The organism is Streptomyces sp. CB01249, assembly GCF_001905735.1.
In the GTDB taxonomy this organism is placed as follows: Bacteria; Actinomycetota; Actinomycetes; order Streptomycetales; family Streptomycetaceae; genus Streptomyces.
In genome coordinates this window covers 468,986-483,425 of sequence record NZ_LISW01000005.1, presented here as the reverse complement: position 1 = coordinate 483,425, position 14,440 = coordinate 468,986, and the positions used below count along the sequence as shown (strand labels likewise).

The window sequence follows — 14,440 nt, the reverse complement described above, 5'->3', positions numbered from 1 at the left end:
GTTGCTCGCGTCCACTGTGTTGTTCCCAGGCCACGAACAGTCGTGCTGGTTGAACAGCGTCATTCATTAAATTGAAAAGTGTGCTTGTTCGCTAAGTGCCGATACTCCGCCTTGTTGGGGAGTGGCCGATAGTGTTTCGGTGGTCATTGCGTTAGGGAAACGCCCGGTTACATTCCGAACCCGGAAGCTAAGCCTTTCAGCGCCGATGGTACTGCAGGGGGGACCCTGTGGGAGAGTAGGACGCCGCCGAACAATTTTTGAAGGACCCTTGGTCCCCAGCGTTCAGCGCTGGGGACCAAGGGTCCTTTTTGTTTTGCCCGAAGCGCGTCGGGTGTCCGGCTGCGCAAGAATGTCTGTAGTACCCCGATGACAGGAGCTCCACCCATGTCCACCAACTCTCCCGACGATCGTTCGGAGCGCGAGCCGCGTCGCCGGGACGGCGGTGACCGGGGCGGCTTCGGCGGCGGTCGCGACGACCGCTCGCGCGCTCCGCGCCGGGACGACCGCCCCTCCGGGGGCGGCTTCCGCCGCGACGACCGGGATCGCGACCGGGATCGTGGACCGCGCCGTGACGACCGTCCCTCCGGCGGCTTCCGCCGCGACGACCGGGGTGGTTCCACCGGTGGTGGGTTCCGTCGTGATGACCGTGGCGGCGGCTATGACAACCGTGGTGGCGGGTTCCGCCGTGACGACCGTGCCCCGCGCCGCGATGACGACCGTGGTGGCCGGCCGGGTGGTTTCGACCGCCGTGACGACCGTCGTGATGACCGGCCTCGTGGTCCCCGTCGGGACGACGACAACCGTGGCGGCGGCTTCCGCCGTGACGACCGCCCCTCCGGTGGTGGCTTCCGCCGTGACGACCGCGGCCCCCGTCGTGACGACGACCGTGGCGGCTTCCGCCGTGACGACCGGGGCGGCAACTCCGGTGGTGGCTTCCGCCGCGACGACCGGGACAACCGTGGTGGCGGGTTCCGTCGCGATGACCGTGCCCCGCGCCGCGATGACGACCGTGGTGGCCGGCCGGGTGGTTTCGACCGCCGCGATGACCGCCGTGACGACCGTCGTGATGACCGGCCTCGTGGTCCCCGTCGGGACGACGACAACCGTGGCGGCGGCTTCCGCCGTGACGACCGCCCCTCCGGTGGTGGCTTCCGTCGTGACGACCGCGGCGGCGGCTACGACAACCGTGGCGGCGGTTTCCGCCGCGATGACCGCGCTCCCCGCCGTGACGACGACCGTGGCGGCTTCCGCCGTGACGACCGCGACCGTGACCGTGGCCCCCGCCGCGACGACGACCGCGGTGGCCGCCCCGGCGGCTACGACCGGCGTGACGACCGCCGCGATGACCGCCGTGACGATCGCCCCCGTGGCCCCCGTCGTGACGACAGCCGTCCGTCCGGTGGCGGGTTCCGCCGTGACGACCGGGACCGGGACCGCGACCGTGGCCCCCGTCGCGACGACAACCGGGGCGGCGGCTACCGCGGCCAGCGGGACGACCGCCGTGACGACCGGGGTGGCTATCGCGGCCGCGACGACCGGGGCGGCCGCCAGGGCGGTTACGAGCGCCGGGACGACCGCGACCGCGACCGCGAGCCCATCAAGCGGCTGCCCATCCCGGACGACGTCACCGGTCACGAGATCGACCAGGACGTCCGCCAGGAGCTGCTGAGCCTGCCCAAGACGCTGGCCGAGGACGTCGCGCGGAACCTGGTCATGGTGGCCCGGCTCATCGACGAGGACCCCGAGGAGGCGTACGCGTACGCGCGCATCGCCCTCCGGCTCGCCTCGCGCGTCGCCGCCGTCCGCGAGGCCGCCGGTTTCGCCGCCTACGCGACCCAGAAGTACGCGGAGGCCCTGGCGGAGTTCCGGGCGGCCCGGCGGATGACCGGGTCCGTGGAGCTGTGGCCGGTCATGGCCGACTGTGAGCGCGGTCTCGGCCGGCCCGAGAAGGCCATGGCGATGGCCGGTGAGCCCGAGGTGCAGAAGCTGGACAAGGCCGGCCAGGTCGAGATGCGTCTCGTGGCCGCCGGCGCCCGGCGGGACATGGGGCAGCTCGACGCCGCCATCGTCACGCTCCAGAGCCCCGAGCTCGCCTCGAACGCCGTGCACCCGTGGACCCCGCGCCTGCGCTACGCGTACGCCGACGCGCTGCTCGAAGCGGGCCGCGAGGACGAGGCGCGCGAGTGGTTCGGCAAGGCGCTGGAGGCCGACAAGGACGGCGCCACCGACGCGTCCGACCGCCTCGCCGAGCTGGACGGCGTCGAGTTCGTGGACGCGCTGGACGACGACGAGGCCGAGCCCGTCGCCGCCGACGCGGACCGGGACGACGCCCGCGAGGACGGCGAGTCCCAGGCGTAACGCATGAGAAGAGGGCGGCACCCGGCCACGGGTGCCGCCCTCTTTGGCGTTCAGCCCAGGTTCAGGCTGCGCAGGACCAGGCCCGTCGCCGGCTTCGGGCCGAACGACGTCGACTTGCGGGGCATGGTGACGCCCTGGCGGGCTAGGTCCCGGACGAGCTCCTCGCGTACCGGATGCATCAGCACCGCCGTCGAACCGTTCCGCTCGGCCTGCTCCACCGCGGCGGCGGTGTCGTGGATGTACGCGATGTGCGCCGGGTCGTCCGGGATGCGCCACACCCGGTCGAGCAGCGCCGAGTGCAGGACCGTCGCGTCCAGGGTGCGCCAGCCGGCCGGGCGGTCCGCCGGGACCGTGCGGGCCAGCAGCGCCTCGTCCGGGCGGTCGACCAGATGGAAGCCCCCGTCGCCCGCGAGCAGGAAGGCGTTGCCCTCGGCGGCCGCCCCGGCCAGGGCCTCCATCGCGTCCGGAAGCGGCCCCGCCACCTCCCGTATCCGGAACAGGCCGGTCAGCGCGGCCAGCGCGTCCGCGACCGGCAGTCCGTGCAGCAGGCGGTGGATGGCGCGGACCCGGAGCGGGTAGCGGGCGGTGTCCACCAGCAGCACGAGGCCGTAGTCCCAGGGACCCGGGTCCGTGTGCTCCTGCTGGAGCCTGAGATAGGTGGCCCAGCGGTGGTGGCCGTCCGCGATGAGCGCCTGGTGCCGGGCCAGGTCCGCCTGGATCTCCGCGCGTTCGGCGGGATCGGTGACCGCCCACAGCCGGTGGCAGAAGCCGTCCTCCGTGGTGGTGCGGAACAGCGGCTCGCGCGCGACGGTCCGCTCGACCACCGCGGTCGCCCCCGTCGCCGTGTCCTCGTCGCCCCGGTACGTCAGCAGCAGCGGTTCCAGATGGGCGGCGGTGGCCCGCATCAGGTCGGCCCGGTCCTCGACCACATGCGCCATGACGTCCTCGTGCGGAAGCACCACGCCCTCGGCCGGCTCCGAGAGGGCGAGGGCGCCGATGACGCCCCGTTGCAGGATCTCGTCGTCGCGCTGCTCGTACACGTACAGGGCGGGCTCGGGGTCCGGGGCGAGGACGCCCTCCGCGAGCCAGTCGTCCAGGGTGGCGGCGGCCCGGGCGTTGCGGGCGGCGACCGTGCCGGCCTGCGGCAGGATCAGCCGGACGATGTTGTGCGGGTCCGCCGACTCCAGGTGGTGCAGCCCGTCGGGCCGCACGACCACGTCGTACGGGGGAGAGGTCACCGCGGCGAGGCTGCCGACCCGCTCGGGGACGTACCGCAGGCCGCGGAACGGAAGCAGACGCAGTCCCTGGTCCGTCGTGCCTCGTGTGTTCATCCACGCATCGTATGTGGGGTGCACGGATGCGCGATGATCGGGGGAGAAGCAGTCGAAGAGGAGCGCGGAACATGAGCGGGACGAGCAGGACCAGGCCGAGCGGCAGCAGCACCGCGCTGAGTGAGGCGTACGACACGGCGCTGCTCGACCTCGACGGTGTCGTGTACGCGGGCGGGCAGGCGATCGACCACGCCGTCGAGGCGCTCGGCACCGCCCGCGACGGCGGGATGCACCTGGCGTACGTCACCAACAACGCGCTGCGCACCCCGGCCGCCGTGGCCGCGCACCTCACCGAGCTGGGCGTCCCGGCCGAGCCCACCGACGTGATCACCTCGGCGCAGGCGGTGGCCCGGCTGATGGCCGACCAGCTGCCCGCCGGGGCCCGGGTCCTGGTCATCGGCGGCGAGGGACTGCGCGTCGCGCTGCGGGAACGCGGCCTCGAACCCGTCGAGTCGGCCGACGACGACCCGGTCGCGGTGGTCCAGGGATACGGCGGCCCGGACCTGGCCTGGGGCCGGTTCGCGGAGGCCTCGTACGCGATCAACCGCGGGCTGCCGTGGTTCGCGTCCAACACCGACCTGACGATCCCGGGCGCGCGCGGGATCGCGCCGGGCAACGGGGCGGCCGTCGAGGTCGTCCGGATCGCCACCGGCGCCGAACCGCAGGTCGCCGGGAAGCCGCTCCCGCCGATGCACCGCGAGACCGTGCTGCGCACCGGCGCCGAACGGCCGCTGGTGGTCGGCGACCGGCTCGACACCGACATCGAGGGGGCGTTCAACGGCGGCGTCGACTCGCTGCTCGTGCTCACCGGGGTGACCGACGCGGCCCAGCTGGTGACCGCGGTCCCCGAGCACCGGCCGACGTACATCGACGCGGACCTGCGCGGGCTGCTCACCGGACAGCCCGAGGTGACGGAGGACGGCGGGGGATTCCGCTGCGGCGGCTGGACGGCCTCCGCCGAGGGCGGCGCGCTCGTGCTGGAGGGCGACGGCGACGCGCTCGACGGGCTGCGGGCGCTGTGCGCGGCGGCCTGGTCGCACGCCGGGGACGGGGCCTGTGACCTGGACGCGGACAAGGCCGTGACCCGGCTCGGGCTGTGAGGACGGGCCCGGGATCCCGGAGGCTGGGTAGGCTAACCTAACCGGGTGTTGGTTGAGAGCCCCCCGGATTCCAGTTCCGGCCCGATAGCCGCGCCGGACAAGGCCGCCGCTCCCCGCAGACGTCATGCGGCGAGAGCGGCGGGGCTCCTGGTGGCCGTGGCCGTCCTCGTCCTCGTGTGCCTCGCGTCCATCGGGATCGGCGCCAAGGCGCTGCCGCTCTCCGACGTGTGGCACGGCCTGTTCCACTACGCGGGCAGCGGCGACGACGTCCTCGTACGCAAGGTCCGCGTCCCCCGCACCGTGCTGGGGCTCCTCGTGGGTGCCGCGCTCGGCCTCGCCGGGGCCGTCATGCAGGCGCTGACCCGCAACCCGCTCGCCGAGCCGGGCATCCTCGGTGTCAACGCGGGGGCCTCGGCCGCCGTCGTCTCCGCCATCAGCTTCTTCGGCGTGACCTCGCTGACCGGCTATGTGTGGTTCGCCTTCGCGGGCGCCGCGATCGTGTCGGTGGCCGTGTACTTCCTCGGCGGAAGCCGGTCCTCCACGCCGGTGCGGCTCGCGCTCGCCGGGACGGCCGTCACCGCCGCGCTGTACGGGTACGTCAACGCCGTACAGCTGCTGGACTCGGCGGCGCTGGACCGGCTGCGGTTCTGGACGGTCGGCTCGCTGGCCTCCGCGAACACGGAGACCGTCGGCAAGGTGTGGCCGTTCATCGCGGCGGGCGTCCTGCTGACCGTGTTCATCGCGCGCCCGCTCAACGCCCTGGAGATGGGCGACGACACGGCCAGGTCGCTGGGCGCGAACCTGACCCGGACCAGGGTGCTCGCGATGCTCGCGGTGACGCTGCTCTGCGGGGCGGCGACCGCCGCGTGCGGGCCGATCGTCTTCATCGGGCTGATGATCCCGCACCTGGTGCGCACCCTCACCGGGCCCGACCTGCGGTGGATCCTGCCGTACGCGGCGGTGCTCTCCCCGGTGCTGCTGCTCGGCGCGGACGTGGTCGGCCGGGTCATCGCCCGCCCCTCGGAGCTCCAGGTCGGCATCGTCACCGCGCTCATCGGCGGGCCCGTCTTCATCTACCTCGTACGACGCAAGAGGATGTCCCAGCTGTGAAGGCCACGACCACGAAGGAGACGGCGCGCGCCGTCCGTCCGGTACGGGCCGTGCGGACCGGCGGGTACTCGTTCCGGATGAACGTGCGGGCGGCCCTGGTCGTCCTGCTCCTGGCCGTCGTGGCGGCGGGCGCCGCGGTCGTCCTCATCGGCAGCGGCGACTTCTCGATGACGCCCGAGGAGGTCCTGACCACGCTCTTCGGCCACGGCACCTTCCAGCAGGAGTTCATCGTCACCGACCTGCGGCTGCCCCGGGTGCTCGTCGGACTCCTCGTCGGCGGGGCGCTCGGTGCCGGGGGCGCCGTCTTCCAGACCATCTCCCGCAACCCGCTCGGCAGCCCCGACGTGCTCGGCTTCGGGCAGGGCGCCACGGTCGGCGCGCTCACCGTGATCGTCCTCTTCCAGGGCGACGCGAAGGAGGTCGCGGCCGGTGCGGTCGTCGGCGGCCTGCTGACCGGTCTCGCCGTCTACCTGCTGGCGTGGAAGCGCGGCGTGCACGGCTTCCGGCTGGTCCTGGTGGGGATCGGGGCGGCGGCCATGCTGACCGCCGCGACGCAGTACCTGATCACCAAGGCGAACCTGGTCGACGCGACGCGTGCCGTCGTCTGGATGACCGGCTCGCTCGACGGGCGCGACTGGGCGCAGGTCTGGCCGCTGCTGGTCGTCTGCGCCGTGCTGCTCCCGCTGGTGTACGGGCACGGGCCGGCCCTGCGCGTCATGGAGATGGGCGACGACGCGGCGTACGCGCTCGGGGTACGGGTGGAACGCACCCGCCTCCTCCTCATGGGCGCCGCCGTGCTGCTCGTCGCCGTCGCCACGGCCGCCGCCGGGCCGATCGCCTTCGTCTCGCTGAGCGCCCCGCAGCTGGCACGCCGGCTGACCCGGTCCACCGGACCGAACCTGGTGGCCGCGACGTTCATGGGGGCGGCGCTCCTGCTCGTCGCCGACTGGATCGCGCTCGATGCGTTCGGCGACCGCCAGCTGCCGGTGGGTGTGGTCACCGGGGTGCTCGGTGGCTGCTATCTCGTGTGGCTGCTGGTGACCGAGCGCAAGGCGGGGCGCATATGAGATCCCGCCTCCCCGCCGCCTCTCCTCAACTGTCCGACCCGCGACCGTCCGACCCCCGGAGTACCACCATGCAGCGCCTCACCGCGGACTCGGTGACCCTCGGCTACGACCAGCGGGTCATCGCGGAGAACCTTTCGGTCGAGATACCCGACCAGTCGTTCACCGTGATCGTCGGCCCCAACGCCTGCGGCAAGTCGACGCTGCTGCGGGCGCTCTCCCGGATGCTGAAGCCGAGCCGGGGCCAGGTGCTTCTCGACGGCCAGTCGATCCACGGGCTGCCCGCGAAGAAGGTCGCCAAGACGCTGGGCCTGCTGCCGCAGTCCTCCATCGCGCCCGAGGGCATCACGGTCGCGGACCTCGTGGCGCGGGGTCGGTACCCGCACCAGGGGCTGCTGCGGCAGTGGTCGCCGGAGGACGAGCGGGTCGTCCAGGAGTCGATGGAGGCGACGGGCGTCGGTGAGCTGGCCGATCGCTATGTCGATGAATTGTCCGGCGGTCAGCGTCAGCGGGTCTGGATCGCGATGGCCCTCGCCCAGCAGACGCCGCTGCTGCTCCTGGACGAGCCGACGACGTACCTCGACATCCAGCACCAGATTGATGTGCTGGACCTGTGCGCCGAGCTGCACGAGACGCAGGGGCGGACGCTGGTGGCCGTCCTGCACGACCTGAACCACGCGGCGCGGTACGCCACGCATCTGATCGCGATGCGCGGTGGGGAGATCGTCGCGGAGGGGGCGCCGGGGGAGATCGTCACCGCGGAGCTGGTGGAGCGGGTGTTCGGGCTGCGGTGTCAGGTGATTCCGGATCCGGAGACGGGGACGCCGTTGGTCGTACCTGCTGCGCGGGTGCGCGGGGCGCGCGGGGCCGAAAAGACGTCCTCAATCGCCGGACGGGCTTGAATGTGCCGGCCTTGGTTCGCACGCGGAGCTTGAATTTCGCTACAGCAGTGACTTCAGTTTCAGGAGGTCTCTGAAGCCCGCCTCCAGGCGGACCCGGCCCGAGGCCCATGCCTTCGCGAAGTTCAGGTCGCCGTCGACCATGGCGACCAGGTCGTCGCCGGTCATCGCGAGGCGGATCTCGGCCCTTTCGCGGGGTGGGCCCTCCAGCGTGTCCAGGACCCGGATGCGGCCGCCGGAGAGGCGGCCGGTGAACGTGATGTCCAGGTCCCGGATGTGGCAGCTCAGCGAGCGGTCCAGGTCGGCGGCGCGGCGCACGTCGCCGTCGGCCCCCGCGAGGTTGTCGGAAAGTCTGTCGAGTGCGCTGCGGCACTCCGCCATGGTCGCCATCATGATCGACGTTACCCCAGCGCTTCGCGGTAGCGTTTCCGCATGAGCGACGCGATGCCCGAGCCCGAGACGGACGCCCCGCCGGAGCCGGCCGAGCCCGCGGGCCCGGCGCCCCTCGGCGTCGTACGGACGCCCACCGGCAGCGCCGAGGTGGACGGGCTGCTCGAGCGGCTGGCCGACGCCGACCACCTCGCGGCGGACGGACACACCGAGGTGTACGAGGATGTACACAGGGGCCTGCGCGAGGCGCTGAGCGCGCTGGACGCCGGGCCCGCCCCCGCACCGGGACCACCCGTACCGGTGCCCCCGTACAACCACAGGAGCTGAACCGAACGTGGCAGGAGTCGCCCGTCGCCGTCTCGATGCCGAGCTGGTACGCCGCAAGCTGGCCCGGTCGCGCGAGCACGCCGGACAGCTGATCGCGGCGGGCCGGGTGACCGTCGGCGGCAACACCGCGACCAAATCGGCCACCCAGGTCGAGACCAGCGCCGCCCTCGTGGTCACCAAGGACGACAGCGACCCCGACTACGTCTCGCGCGGCGGCCACAAGCTGGCCGGTGCCCTCGCCGCCTTCGTCCCGCTCGGCCTTGAGGTCGAGGGCCGCCGGGCGCTGGACGCGGGCGCCTCGACCGGCGGGTTCACCGATGTGCTGCTGCGCGCGGGCGCCGCGCAGGTCGTCGCCGTGGACGTCGGCTACGGGCAGCTCGCCTGGTCGCTCCAGTCCGACGAGCGCGTCGTCGTCAAGGACCGCACCAACGTCCGGGAACTGACCCTGGAGGCCATCGACGGCGAACCGGTCGACCTGGTGGTCGGCGACCTGTCGTTCATCCCGCTCGGGCTCGTGATGCCGGCCCTGTTCCGCTGCACGGCCACCGGCGCCGACCTGGTGCTCATGGTCAAGCCGCAGTTCGAGGTCGGCAAGGAACGGCTCGGCAGCGGCGGGGTGGTGCGCAGCCCCGAGCTGCGCGCCGAGGCGGTACGGGAGGTGGCGCGCCGGGCGTGGGCGCTGGGCCTGGGGGTGCGGGGCGTGACCGCGAGCCCGCTGCCGGGGCCCTCCGGGAACGTCGAGTACTTTCTGTGGCTGCGGGCCGGAGCACCGGAACTGGATCCCGCGGATGTCGACCGTGCAGTGGCGGAGGGGCCCCGTTGACGACGCATGAGGCACGAACAGTCTTCCTTCTCGCGCACACCGGCCGCCCGGCCGCGATCCGCAGCGCGGAACTCGTCGTGCAGGGGCTGCTGCGCAACGGCCTGGGGGTGCGGGTCCTCGCCACGGAGGCGGCCGACCTGCCGCTGCCCCCGTCCGTGGAGACCGTCACCGATGCGACGCCCGAGGTGCTCAACGGCTGCGAGCTGCTGATCGTCCTCGGCGGCGACGGGACGCTGCTGCGCGGCGCCGAACTCTCCCGCGCCTCCGGCGTGCCCATGCTCGGCGTCAACCTCGGCCGGGTCGGCTTCCTCGCCGAGGCCGAGCGCGACGACCTCGACCAGGTGGTCGACCGGGTCGTCACCCGGGCGTACACGGTCGAGGAGCGCATGACGATCGACGTCCTGGTGCACAGCAACGGGGACGTCGTCCACACCGACTGGGCGCTCAACGAGGCGGCCGTGCAGAAGGTGTCGCCCGAGCGGATGCTCGAAGTCGTCCTGGAGATCGACGGCCGCCCGGTGACCGGGTTCGGCTGCGACGGCATCGTGTGCGCGACGCCCACCGGCTCGACCGCGTACGCCTTCTCGGCCGGCGGGCCCGTCGTGTGGCCGGAGGTCGAGGCGCTGCTGATGGTCCCGATCAGCGCCCACGCCCTGTTCGCCAAGCCGCTCGTGACCTCGCCCACGTCGGTGCTCGCCGTCGAGGTCCAGCCGCACACCCCGCACGGGGTGCTGTGGTGCGACGGGCGCAGGACCGTCGAGCTGCCCTCCGGGGCGCGGGTCGAGGTGCGGCGCGGTGCCGTGCCCGTCCGGCTGGCCCGGCTGCACCGGGCGTCGTTCACGGACCGTCTCGTCGCCAAGTTCGCGCTGCCCGTCTCGGGGTGGCGGGGCGCGCCCCACTGACCCCACCCGTGTGCACGCGGGCGGGGAAACCTCGTATGGTCATGTCCGTGTTGGAGGAGATGCGGATACGGTCGCTCGGGGTCATCGACGACGCGGTGGTGGAGCTGTCACCCGGTTTCACCGCGGTGACGGGTGAGACCGGCGCCGGCAAGACCATGGTCGTCACCAGCCTGGGGCTGCTGCTCGGCGGGCGCGCCGACCCCGCCCTGGTGCGGATCGGCGCCAAGGCCGCGGTCGTCGAGGGCCGGATCACGGTGGCCGACGGCGACGCGGTGGTGCTGCGCGCCGAGGAGGCCGGGGCCGAGATCGAGGACGGGGCGCTGCTCATCAGCCGCACCGTCTCCGCCGAAGGGCGCTCCCGGGCGCACCTCGGCGGCAGATCCGTGCCCGTGGGCGTGCTGTCCGAGCTGGCCGACGAACTCGTCGCCGTGCACGGCCAGACCGACCAGCAGGGCCTGCTCAAGCCCGCCCGGCAGCGCCAGGCCCTCGACCGGTACGCGGGCGACGGCGTCGCCGTGCCGCTGGCGAAGTACGCCGCCGCCTACCGCCGCCTGCGGGACGTCGCCGCGGAGCTGGACGAGCTGACGACGCGCGCCCGCGAACGCGCCCAGGAGGCCGACCTCCTGCGCTTCGGCCTGAACGAGATCGCCGCCGTCGAACCCCTGCCCGGGGAGGACACCGAGCTGGCCGCCGAGGCCCAGCGGCTCGGCCACGCCGACGCGCTCGCCTCCGCCGCCGCCCTCGCGCACACCGCGCTGGCCGGCAACCCGGAGGACCCGGAGGCCCTGGACGCCACGACCGTGGTGGCCGCCGCCCGGCAGGCCCTGGACGGGGTGCGCTCGCACGACCCGGCGCTCGCCTCGCTCGCGGACCGGGTCGGCGAGATCTCCATCCTGCTCGCGGACGTCTCCGGCGAACTGTCCGGTTACGCGGACCAGCTCGACGCCGACCCGTTGCGGCTCGCCGCCGTCGAGGAGCGGCGCGCAGCGCTCACCGCCCTCACCCGCAAGTACGGCGAGGACATCACCGCCGTACTCGCCTGGGCGCAGGAGGGCGCGGACCGGCTCACGGAGCTGGAGGGCGACGACGACCGGATCGGGGAGCTGACCGCCGAGCGGGACGCCCTGCGCGCCGAACTCTCCGGCCTCGGGCAGGCGTTGACCGACGCCCGGACGGCCGCCGCCGCGTCCTTCGCGGAGGCGGTGACCGAGGAGCTGGCGTCCCTGGCCATGCCGCACGCCCGGGTGTCCTTCGACATCCGGCAGACCGAGGCGGCGGACGAGGCGTCCGGCATCGAGATCGGCGGCCGCAATGTGGCCTACGGCCCGTCCGGCGCCGACGAGGTCGAACTGCTCCTCGCCCCGCACCCCGGCGCCCAGCCCCGGCCCATCGCCAAGGGCGCATCGGGCGGTGAGCTGTCCCGGGTGATGCTCGCGGTCGAGGTGGTCTTCGCGGGATCCGACCCCGTGCCCACGTACCTCTTCGACGAGGTCGACGCGGGCGTCGGCGGCAAGGCGGCCGTCGAGGTCGGGCGGCGGCTCGCGAAGCTGGCGAGGTCCGCCCAGGTCGTCGTCGTCACGCACCTGCCGCAGGTGGCCGCGTTCGCCGACCGGCAGCTGCTGGTCGAGAAGACCGTGGACGGCTCGGTGACCAGCAGCGGGGTCACCGTCCTGGAGGGCGAGGACCGGGTGCGGGAGCTGTCCCGGATGCTCGCGGGCCAGGAGGACTCCGAGACGGCCCGCGCCCACGCCGAGGAACTGCTCGCCACGGCCCGCGCCGACGGATAGCCGTGACGGTCGGGGCGCGTCCGCGCGCCCCGACCGTACGGGTGTCGTGGTGCCGTACACGCTTTCACCCGTGCGGGTGGTGTCGGCCGTCCGATTTGTCGTGGTGAGCCCCGGAGTTACGGTTCCGTCGTGCCGGAACGTGCGTACGGACTGGCATCCTTGGCGGTGTTCGTACCCCCGACTCGGGAGCCCCGGGAGCCAATCGACGTGTCACAGCTGCGCACGGTCCAGGTAGTCGGCGGCGGCAGTGCCGGCAGCAGCACGCACGCCGGTTCGCTGGCCGCCGGGCTGGTCGCCCGGGGCGTGCGGGTCACCGTCTGCGCGCCGGCCGCGCTGGACCGCATCCACGACTTCGCCGCCACCGGCGCCCACTTCGCGCCCGTGCCCCGGCGCAGCGACCCGGCGGCCGTCGCGGCCCTGCGCGCCGCCTGCGCCGACGCGGACGTCGTCCACGCGCACGGACTGCACGCCGCCGTACGGGCCGCCCTGGCGATCGGCCGCCGGCCCGTCCCCCTGGTCGTCACCTGGCACACCCGGTCCCACGCCGAAGGGGCCCGGCGCCGACTGCTGCACCTCTTGGAGCGAAGGGCCGTGCGCGCGGCGGCCGTCGTGCTCGCCACCTCGTCCGACCTGGTCGACCGGGCGCGCGCCCGGGGCGCCCGCGACGCCCGGCTCGCGCCCGTCGCCGCCCCCAGGACGCCGCCCCCGGCCGGGCCGCCCGCCGCCAAGGTCCGCGCCGAACTGGGCGCGGTGGAGCGGCCGTTGATCGTCGCGCTCGGCACGCTCGTCCCGCATCACGGCTACGACACCCTGCTCGACGCGGCGGCCGCGTGGCGCCTGCTCGAGCCCGTACCGCTGGTGGCCGTCGTCGGCGAGGGGCGGGAACGGGCGGCCCTGCGGCGGCGGATCACGGCCGAGGGCCTGCCCGTCGAACTGCTCGGCGACCGGTCCGACGCCGCCGCTGTCCTGGCCGCCGCCGACGTCGCCGTCCTGCCCAGCCGCTGGGAGTCCCGCTCGACCTCCGCCCAGCAGGCGCTGCGGGCCGGGGTGCCCCTGGTCGCCACGGCGGTCGGCGGCACGCCCGAACTCGTGGGGGACGCCGCCGTCCTCGTGCCGTACGCGGACGGCGAGGCGCTGGCCGCCGAGGTGGCCCGGCTGCTCGGGGACCCGGCCGAGCGGGACCGGCTGGCCGCCGAGGGCCTGCGGCAGGCGGCGAGTTGGCCGACCGAGGACGACACGGTGGCCCAGGTGCTCGCGGTGTACGACGAACTGGCCCGCTGAGGAGGCCGTTGACAGCCTTCCGACCGGCTGCGATCTTGGAAAATTCGGACCGGGCGGCTGGGGAGGACACACACATGGGCGAGGGCACACAGGCGTACGGGGACGACAGCGCGTTGCCCGGACCCCTCGTCTCCGTGGACTGGCTCGCCGCGCGCCTCGGCGCCCCCGGGCTGCGGGTGTTCGACGCGTCGGTCGGCGCGCACCGGGGGAGCGGGACGCGGATCACGGGGGCCGGGGTCTTCGACATCGACGGCGCGCTCTCCGACCACGCGGCGCCGGTGCCCCACACCATGCCGGACGCCGCCCGGTTCACCGAGGAGATGCGGGCGCTCGGCCTGAACGACACGGACACCGTGATCGTGTACGACGCGGCCGGGATCTACTCCAGCGCCCGGGCCCGGTGGATGCTCCGGGCCATGGGATTCGACCGGGCCGCCGTCCTCGACGGGGGACTGCCCGCCTGGACCGCCGCCGGGCTGCCCGTCACCGAGGGCGCCCCCGAACCTGCCGCCGGGCGCGGGGACTTCACGGCCCGGCCCCGGCCCGGGCTCCTCGTCGGTGCCGGCGAGGTGGCGAAGGCCCTGGCCGACCCGGGGGCGGTCGTGCTCGACGCCAGGACCCGGGGGCGGTTCGAGGGCACGGAGCCCGAGCCGCGGACCGGGCTGCGCGGCGGCCATATGCCGGGGGCCGTCAGCCTGCCGTTCGGACAACTCCAGGACGAGGGGCGGATGCGGGCGCCCGACGCGCTGCGCGCCGTGTTCGCCGGGGCGGCCGGTGACCGCGAGCGGCTGTACTTCAGCTGCGGGTCCGGGGTGACCGCCTGCGTCCTCGCGCTGGGGGCCGAGCTGGCCGGATACCGGGACCTGACCGTGTACGACGGATCGTGGAGCGAGTGGGGGCTGCCCCAGGCGGACCAGGCGGACCAGGCGGACCAGGCGGACCAGGCGGACCAAGCGGACCCGGCGCACTCGGCGGACCCGCTGGACCGGCCCGTCGTGACGGGCCCGTAGAAGCGCCGATACGGCTCCGCCCGGCCACCGGGATCCGGCAGCCGGGCGGGGAGGTCGC

The 14,440-nt window shown here is 74.0% G+C and carries 14 protein-coding genes and 1 rRNA gene; 12 read left to right on the top strand and 3 right to left on the bottom strand.

Going from position 1 to position 14,440, the window contains the following annotated elements:
- The first annotated feature begins 135 nt into the window (after positions 1 to 135).
- Positions 136 to 252 (top strand): 5S ribosomal RNA (gene rrf, locus AMK18_RS24860).
- A gap of 30 nt (positions 253 to 282) precedes the next feature.
- Here rrf and AMK18_RS34955 read toward each other — a convergent pair.
- A complete protein-coding gene (locus tag AMK18_RS34955; RefSeq protein ID WP_198957081.1) occupies positions 283 to 1,635 on the bottom strand; it encodes a hypothetical protein in 1,353 nt (450 codons plus the stop codon).
- Between AMK18_RS34955 and AMK18_RS34950 the strand changes: the two genes are divergently transcribed.
- Positions 1,606 to 2,358 carry a tetratricopeptide repeat protein gene (locus AMK18_RS34950; RefSeq protein ID WP_198957080.1) on the top strand — a complete coding sequence of 251 codons (753 nt, stop codon included), beginning with the start codon at positions 1,606 to 1,608 and terminating at the stop codon, positions 2,356 to 2,358. The genes AMK18_RS34955 and AMK18_RS34950 overlap by 30 nt on opposite strands.
- A gap of 50 nt (positions 2,359 to 2,408) precedes the next feature.
- On the opposite strand, the gene AMK18_RS24850 is transcribed toward AMK18_RS34950, so the two are convergent.
- Positions 2,409 to 3,689, bottom strand: a complete 1,281-nt coding sequence (locus AMK18_RS24850) for a DUF1015 family protein (protein WP_073864552.1) — start codon at positions 3,687 to 3,689, stop codon at positions 2,409 to 2,411.
- Between the two features lie 71 nt (positions 3,690 to 3,760).
- Between AMK18_RS24850 and AMK18_RS24845 the strand changes: the two genes are divergently transcribed.
- From AMK18_RS24845 to AMK18_RS24830, 4 genes are all read left to right on the top strand, one after another.
- Entirely contained in the window at positions 3,761 to 4,789 is a 1,029-nt protein-coding gene (locus tag AMK18_RS24845) for an HAD-IIA family hydrolase (protein ID WP_073864551.1), read from the top strand.
- Between the two features lie 150 nt (positions 4,790 to 4,939).
- Positions 4,940 to 5,899, top strand: coding sequence for a FecCD family ABC transporter permease (locus tag AMK18_RS24840; RefSeq protein ID WP_073864550.1), 960 nt, complete (start codon positions 4,940 to 4,942; stop codon positions 5,897 to 5,899).
- A complete protein-coding gene (locus AMK18_RS24835; protein WP_018103590.1) occupies positions 5,896 to 6,966 on the top strand; it encodes a FecCD family ABC transporter permease in 1,071 nt (356 codons plus the stop codon). The genes AMK18_RS24840 and AMK18_RS24835 overlap by 4 nt, the downstream gene beginning before the upstream one ends.
- A 68-nt stretch (positions 6,967 to 7,034) precedes the next feature.
- The gene (locus AMK18_RS24830) at positions 7,035 to 7,865 is read left to right on the top strand and encodes an ABC transporter ATP-binding protein (RefSeq protein ID WP_073864549.1); all 831 of its coding nucleotides are present in this window, start codon (positions 7,035 to 7,037) and stop codon (positions 7,863 to 7,865) included.
- Positions 7,866 to 7,904: 39 nt separating this feature from the next.
- Here the strand turns inward: AMK18_RS24830 and AMK18_RS24825 are convergent, their stop codons facing one another.
- On the bottom strand, positions 7,905 to 8,252 hold the full coding sequence (locus AMK18_RS24825; protein WP_073864568.1) for an SCP2 sterol-binding domain-containing protein: 348 nt from the start codon (positions 8,250 to 8,252) through the stop codon (positions 7,905 to 7,907).
- A 42-nt stretch (positions 8,253 to 8,294) separates the two neighbouring features.
- On the opposite strand from AMK18_RS24825, the gene AMK18_RS24820 reads away from it, so the two are divergent.
- From AMK18_RS24820 to AMK18_RS24795, 6 genes are all read left to right on the top strand, one after another.
- Positions 8,295 to 8,579 (top strand): hypothetical protein, encoded by a 285-nt coding sequence (locus tag AMK18_RS24820; RefSeq protein WP_376457431.1) that lies wholly within the window; start codon positions 8,295 to 8,297, stop codon positions 8,577 to 8,579.
- A 7-nt stretch (positions 8,580 to 8,586) separates the two neighbouring features.
- Positions 8,587 to 9,402 (top strand): TlyA family RNA methyltransferase, encoded by an 816-nt coding sequence (locus AMK18_RS24815; protein ID WP_073864548.1) that lies wholly within the window; start codon positions 8,587 to 8,589, stop codon positions 9,400 to 9,402.
- Positions 9,399 to 10,304, top strand: a complete 906-nt coding sequence (locus tag AMK18_RS24810; RefSeq protein WP_018103595.1) for an NAD kinase — start codon at positions 9,399 to 9,401, stop codon at positions 10,302 to 10,304. The genes AMK18_RS24815 and AMK18_RS24810 overlap by 4 nt, the downstream gene beginning before the upstream one ends.
- A gap of 41 nt (positions 10,305 to 10,345) precedes the next feature.
- Positions 10,346 to 12,091 (top strand): DNA repair protein RecN, encoded by a 1,746-nt coding sequence (recN, locus tag AMK18_RS24805; RefSeq protein WP_198957078.1) that lies wholly within the window; start codon positions 10,346 to 10,348, stop codon positions 12,089 to 12,091.
- A gap of 207 nt (positions 12,092 to 12,298) precedes the next feature.
- Positions 12,299 to 13,372, top strand: coding sequence for a glycosyltransferase family 4 protein (locus AMK18_RS24800; protein ID WP_073864546.1), 1,074 nt, complete (start codon positions 12,299 to 12,301; stop codon positions 13,370 to 13,372).
- Between the two features lie 74 nt (positions 13,373 to 13,446).
- A complete protein-coding gene (locus AMK18_RS24795) occupies positions 13,447 to 14,382 on the top strand; it encodes a sulfurtransferase (RefSeq protein ID WP_073864545.1) in 936 nt (311 codons plus the stop codon).
- Positions 14,383 to 14,440: the final 58 nt, after the last annotated feature.

Coding starts and splice junctions, on each gene's coding strand:
- AMK18_RS24845 (WP_073864551.1), top strand. CDS start 3,761: ATGAGCGGGACGAGCAGGACCAGGCCGAGCGGCAGCAGCACCGCGCTG.
- AMK18_RS24850 (WP_073864552.1), bottom strand. CDS start 3,689: ATGAACACACGAGGCACGACGGACCAGGGACTGCGTCTGCTTCCGTTC.
- recN (WP_198957078.1), top strand. CDS start 10,346: ATGTCCGTGTTGGAGGAGATGCGGATACGGTCGCTCGGGGTCATCGAC.
- AMK18_RS24825 (WP_073864568.1), bottom strand. CDS start 8,252: ATGGCGACCATGGCGGAGTGCCGCAGCGCACTCGACAGACTTTCCGAC.
- AMK18_RS24830 (WP_073864549.1), top strand. CDS start 7,035: ATGCAGCGCCTCACCGCGGACTCGGTGACCCTCGGCTACGACCAGCGG.
- AMK18_RS24795 (WP_073864545.1), top strand. CDS start 13,447: ATGGGCGAGGGCACACAGGCGTACGGGGACGACAGCGCGTTGCCCGGA.
- AMK18_RS24820 (WP_376457431.1), top strand. CDS start 8,295: ATGAGCGACGCGATGCCCGAGCCCGAGACGGACGCCCCGCCGGAGCCG.